The sequence below is a fragment of the Paenibacillus zanthoxyli JH29 genome (assembly GCF_000520715.1).
Lineage (GTDB): Bacteria > Bacillota > Bacilli > Paenibacillales > Paenibacillaceae > Paenibacillus_AQ > Paenibacillus_AQ zanthoxyli.
Window position 1 is genome coordinate 1 of record NZ_ASSD01000141.1, and the last position, 6,080, is coordinate 6,080.

Consider the following 6,080-nt stretch of genomic DNA (forward strand, 5'->3'; position numbering starts at 1 on the left):
AGCCGTTATCGTCGTCGGCGATGTGGTGAAGCAGCGGGAAGAGCTGAAATGGGCCGAGGAGCTGCCGCTGTTCGGCAAGCGGATTCTTGTCACCCGGGCGCGCAGCCAGGCCAGTGAACTGGTGGACCGGATTGAGGAACTGGGCGGAGAGCCTTACGAATTTCCGGTTATCGAGACAATTATGCCGGAGAGTGTGGAGAAGCGGCAGGCGATTGCCTCGGCGCTCACCAAGCTTCCGGAATATGATTGGGTGTTCTTTACGAGTGTAAACGGAGTGGAGTTCTTCTTCCGCCATCTGGCAGAGCTTAAAGCGGACATTCGCGGCCTGTCCCGCGCCCGTATCGCCGCCGTCGGTCCCGCGACTGCCGAAGCGCTCGCCCAGCGCGGCCTTGTGGCAGAGGAACTGCCGGCAAGGTTCCAGGCGGAAGGGCTGATCGAAGCGTACGGCGACCGGCTGCTGCCGGGGCAGAAGGCGCTGCTGCCGCGCGGCGATCTGGCAAGGGACTGGCTTCCGCAGAAGCTGACTGAGCTGGGGCTTGCGGTCACGGAGATCGATACGTACGAGACGATCGTTACCGGAGAGGATGACATAGAGCTTATGAAGCTGCTGGAGGAGGGACGGATACATGCTGTTACCTTTACCAGTTCCTCCACCGTGCGCAATTTTCTCGATATCCTGAAAAGGATGGGATTAACGGACCCGCTGCCCTTGCTGGAGAACGTCAAGATGGCCTGCATCGGCCCGATCACGCAGCAGACGGCAGTGGAAGCCGGGCTGACTCCCGGATTGCTGGCGGAGGAGGCGACGATCGACTCGCTGGTCAATGAGCTGTGCCGCTGGAATGAACTAACGCGGAACCGGTAAAAGCTGTAGTCTGGGATTGGTATAAATGTTTTGATTGTTTGCAGCAGCCTGGCCGATATGCGCGCGCCGGGCTGTTTGGTGTTGGCATTGATACCAGCCTGCGCTTGTTTATCTTCGTTCCTTGTATGAAATCCTTCGGATGTGTTATTATATAGGAACAAATGTTCCTGTATGGAGGGTTGAGAATGCCAAAGACATACGAACCGGTAACATCGAAGACGGGAATGACACGTGTGAAAGAGGAACGGATGCCTTTCGGCTGGTCGGTCAATCCGTACCGGGGGTGCGCACATGGCTGCAGCTTCTGTTTTGCCAGAGGGTTTCAAGGATTTATCGATAAAAAAGCGGATGACGAGTTCCAAAATCATATCCTGCTCAAGACGAACGCGGCGGAAGCGCTGGAAGCGCAGCTGTCGGGTTTGGCCCGCAAATTCAAGTACGATCTTGCAGCGATGAGAGATGAAGTGGGCGAGGTCATGATCGGGACAGCGACCGATCCTTATCAGCCGGTCGAGAGCAGAACGAAGCTGACCCGAAAATGTCTGCTGGTGCTGGCGAAGTACGGTATACGGACCTCGGTAACCACCCGGTCCCCTCTGATCCTGCGCGACTTGGATTTGCTTGAGAACATGCATACTTTGTCGGTTAATATCAGCATCAATACATTGAATGACGGGCTTGCGCGCAAGCTGGAGCCGGAATCTCCCCTGCCGTCCAGGAGGCTGGATACGGTTCAAAAGCTGACGGAACGGGGGATCAGGGCGGCTGTATTTATCGCCCCGATTCTTCCATTTCTGACCGATGAACCGGACGAGCTTGAAGCGCTGTTCGCCGCTGCTGCGGACCTGGGAGCGGAATCGGTCATGACTTCGCTGCTTCGTCTTTCCCGGGATGTCAAAGGCTGGTACTTCCGTACGCTTAAAGAACAGTTCCCGGGTAAGCTGGAGCCGTACCGGAGACTGTATGCGGACGGGGGCTATGCTGAGTCGGGATACCGGGAGAACATGTCCCAGCTTCTGGACAAGCTGCACCGTAAATACGGTCCACGGTTCCGTTCTGTGCCTGAGAGGACCGCAGTATGGGGTGATTACCGTGCAGGGGAAGAACCGAAGCGGTCCGGATTGGCCGAAATCGCCGGGGAGCCGCCGGTTGAGCAGCTGTCCTTCCCGTTTTGAGCGGCGGCGGAGCTGGTTTGGACCATAGGGGAGGACTTCACATCGGGAACGAACCTGCTGGACTCCGAATCTTGTGGCGGACTTGGCAATCGGATGGCCCGCAGCGGATTTAGGTTACTTGCAATCCCCTGTAAAAGGGGAAAGGATGCTTTTTCCAACAGGCTGCGGTAAAATTAAAGGGTTAAACAATAGTTGGAAATTAATTATAGAGATGAGGGATAGGCATGAAGAAACGCGAATTGGGCAAATCCGGTCTTGAGGTTTCCGCTCTTGGTCTCGGCTGTATGGGCATGTCCGAATTCTACGGCAGCCTCGACGAAGATGAATCCATCCGCACGATTCACCGGGCGATTGAAATGGGCCTTACATTCCTTGATACTGCGGATATGTATGGAGTCGGCAGAAATGAGGAACTGGTCGGTCGGGCGATTAAGGGACGACGGGACGACGTTATTCTGGCCACGAAATTCGGCAATGTTCGGGCGGCTGACGGAACTCCGCTCGGAATAAATGGCCGTCCCGAATATGTGAAGCAAGCTTGCGACGCCAGCCTGAAGCGTCTTGGTGTCGATCATATCGATCTCTATTATCAGCACCGGGTTGATCCCAATACCCCGATTGAAGAAACGGTCGGGGCGATGGCCGATCTTGTACAAGCCGGCAAGGTCCGGTTTCTCGGTTTGTCCGAGGCATCGCCCCGGACGATAGCCAAAGCTCATGCCGTTCATCCGATCGCCGCGTTGCAGACGGAATACTCGCTGTGGAGCCGGGAGGTCGAGGATGAGATTCTTCCGCTCTGCCGGGAACTCGGGATCGGCTTTGTGGCATACAGTCCGCTGGGAAGAGGCTTCTTGACCGGTCAGATTAAATCCTTCGACGACTTGGAAGAGAGCGATTACCGGAGATTTTCTCCGAGATTCCAAGGAGACAACTTCCGCAAGAATCTTGATCTGGTTGAACGAATCCATGAGATTGCCAAGGAAAAAGACTGCACGTCCTCTCAGTTGGCGCTGGCCTGGCTGCTCAGCCGTGGAGACGACATCGTACCGATTCCCGGAACGAAGCGGAGATCCTACCTGGAAGAGAACGCCGGAGCGCTTGATGTAACACTTAGCAAGGAAGAGCTCAGCCGGATCGACGAAGCTGCGCCGCTAGGGGCGGCCGCCGGATTTCGGTATCCTGAAGCTTCGATGAAAGTTATCGATAAATAACGCCGCAATCATCGAATATTATAAGATTCACAGTTGTTCATGTGATATACTTAACAAAGACACTGCCAATAATATGTTATGAAGCGGTGAGTGGACTGGCTTATTTGCGAGGTCCCTTTGGATAGGTGCCGCCTTGGCATTCCAACCCTGATCCGGCTGTTGCCTTTTGCAAGCGCCAAGGCGCTGACTGCGAGGGAGGCGGCCTGCTGGGGTTTCTTGCTGTTTTCTGGGGAGAGAGTCTTTCTGAAAGGGCTTCGGTTAAGGACGGTTCACATCCCTTGATGTCTCATTTCTTCCGCTTACAGCGGATGGCAACCGGGAATTTGCTTACACTAAGCGCAGGAGCGGCTCAAACTAAACTTGAGCGGCAGTTCTTACAACAGAGCCGGGCCTGCGGCTTTGCAATCATATTTTTCATTTAGGAGGAAGTAGAATGGCTTTTCCGATTGTGCGGCACCGCCGCTTGCGCGCTTCCGCCGGTATTCGCGGAATGGTGCGCGAGACCGTGCTGAATCCGCTGGATTTGATACAACCGATATTTGTTACATATGGAACTGGAATTAAAAGTGAGATCGCTTCTATGCCGGGCGTCTACCACTTCTCGTTGGACACGCTGAAGGAGGAAGTCGATGAAATTGTCTCTCTTGGCATACCTGCGGTTCTGCTGTTCGGCATTCCCGAGACGAAGGACGCAGTCGGTTCCTCCGGGTTTGACGAGAACGGAATCGTGCAGGAGGCGACGCGCCTGATTAAAGGGTGGTATCCCGAGCTGCTTGTTGTTGCCGACACCTGCCTGTGCGAGTTCACAGACCACGGCCACTGCGGCATGGTGCATACTCATACCGTGGACGGCGTCTTGCACGGCGATGTGATCAATGACGCTTCACTTGAGCTGCTCACTCGTACGGCGGTGTCGCAAGCGAAGGCTGGAGCGGACATCATCGCGCCGTCGAACATGATGGACGGATTCGTGCAGGCGATTCGCGCCGGGCTGGATGAGGCCGGGTTCGAGCATGTGCCGATCATGTCCTATTCGGTTAAATACGCTTCCGCTTTCTACGGACCGTTCCGGGAGGCAGCGGATTCGGCGCCGCAGTTCGGCGACCGGAAGACTTACCAGATGGACCCGGCGAATGTTCGCGAAGCGATCCGTGAAGCGGAGAGCGACGTACTGGAAGGCGCCGACATGCTGATGGTGAAGCCTGCGCTCGCTTATATGGACGTTATACGCGTTATCCGCGAGCAGTTTGATCTTCCGCTCGTCGCCTATAATGTCAGCGGCGAATACTCGATGGTCAAGGCGGCCGCGCAGCAGGGCTGGATCAATGAGAAAGCGATTGTGCTTGAGCTTCTGACAGGACTGAAGCGTGCAGGGGCCGATACCATCATAACCTACCATGCGAAGGACGCGGTTCGCTGGCTGCGCGGGGAATAGAACGGCAGATTCCAAGACAGGAGGAATGAAGTGTGGGTAAGGAAAGGATCGCCCGGAGAGAGGAAGCTTCCCGGGCCGCCTTTGAAGAGGCGAAGTATTATATTCCCGGCGGTGTGAACAGCCCGGTTCGGGCGTTTAAGTCGGTTGGTCTGACTCCGGTGTATGTGGAACGCGGGGAAGGCTCCCGGATCTATGATATTGACGGCAACAGCTTTATCGATTATGTCTGCTCCTGGGGACCGCTCATTATGGGCCATGCCCATCCGGAAGTCGTCAAAGCGCTTCAGGAGACTGCGTCCAAAGGAACGAGCTTTGGCGCGCCGACGCTGCTGGAGACGGAAATGGCCAAGACGGTTGTGGAGCGCGTCGAGTCTGTAGATATCGTGCGTATGGTAAACTCCGGCACGGAAGCGACCATGAGCGCGATTCGTCTGGCACGCGGATACACGGGAAGGAATAAAATCTTGAAATTTGAGGGCTCCTATCACGGTCATGGCGACAGCCTGCTGATCAAGGCCGGTTCCGGCGTTGCGACACTTGGGCTGCCGGACAGCCCGGGGGTGCCGGAAGGCATAGCCTCGAACACGATTGCAGTGCCATACAACAGCCTGGAATCGGTCGAGTTGGCCTTCGAACGATACGGAAACGATATCGCGGCTGTTATTGTCGAGCCCATTGCCGGGAATATGGGCGTTGTTCCGCCTGCCGGCGGATTTCTGGAAGGCTTGCGCAAAATCACTGAGGACTATGGCGCTTTGCTTGTGTTTGACGAGGTGATGACCGGCTTCCGCGTGAACCGGGGCTGCGCGCAGGGCCTGTTCGGCATCCGGCCGGACCTGACCTGCTTCGGGAAGGTGATCGGCGGCGGACTTCCTGTCGGCGCCTATGGCGGACGCCGGGAGATTATGGAACAAATCGCGCCTACCGGCCCTATTTACCAGGCGGGCACGCTCAGCGGCAATCCGCTGGCGATGGCGGCGGGTCTTACGACACTGAAGCTGTTGACGCCGGAAGTCTACGACCGGCTGGAAAGCCTTGGCGCGCGGCTGGAAGCAGGGCTTAAGGCCAATGCGGAGGAAGCCGGAATTCCGCTGACTGTAAACCGGGTCGGTTCGATGGTGTGCCCGTTCTTCACAGCGGAGCCGGTAACCAACTATGATACCGCAAAGAGCAGCGATGTGAACCGTTTCCGCGCCTACTTCGGTAAAATGCTGGAACAGGGAATAAGTCTGCCTCCTTCGCAATTTGAGGGCATGTTTATTTCGGCGGTGCACAGCGAGCAGGATATCGATGACACAAATGAGGCTCACCGCGCCGCATTGAAGGCGCTGTGAAGCCGGGAGAGCCTGTGAGGAAGCCCGGCTGGGTCCGCCGAGGAGAATGGCTGGGGGCGG

Annotated in this window: 5 protein-coding genes; all 5 read left to right on the top strand. The window is 56.4% G+C overall.

What is annotated here, in order from left to right; genetic code table 11:
- Positions 1–865, top strand: an 865-nt coding sequence (locus tag L691_RS0105675) for a uroporphyrinogen-III synthase (protein ID WP_025689307.1), incomplete at its 5' end; no start/stop codon positions are given.
- Between the two features lie 185 nt (positions 866–1,050).
- Positions 1,051–2,040, top strand: coding sequence for an SPL family radical SAM protein (locus tag L691_RS0105680; protein ID WP_025689308.1), 990 nt, complete (start codon positions 1,051–1,053; stop codon positions 2,038–2,040).
- Positions 2,041–2,264: 224 nt separating this feature from the next.
- A complete protein-coding gene (locus tag L691_RS0105685) occupies positions 2,265–3,251 on the top strand; it encodes an aldo/keto reductase (RefSeq protein WP_025689309.1) in 987 nt (328 codons plus the stop codon).
- Positions 3,252–3,684: 433 nt separating this feature from the next.
- Positions 3,685–4,686 carry a porphobilinogen synthase gene (gene hemB, locus L691_RS0105690; RefSeq protein ID WP_025689310.1) on the top strand — a complete coding sequence of 334 codons (1,002 nt, stop codon included), beginning with the start codon at positions 3,685–3,687 and terminating at the stop codon, positions 4,684–4,686.
- A 32-nt stretch (positions 4,687–4,718) separates the two neighbouring features.
- A complete protein-coding gene (hemL, locus tag L691_RS0105695) occupies positions 4,719–6,020 on the top strand; it encodes a glutamate-1-semialdehyde 2,1-aminomutase (protein WP_025689311.1) in 1,302 nt (433 codons plus the stop codon).
- Positions 6,021–6,080 lie beyond the last annotated feature (60 nt).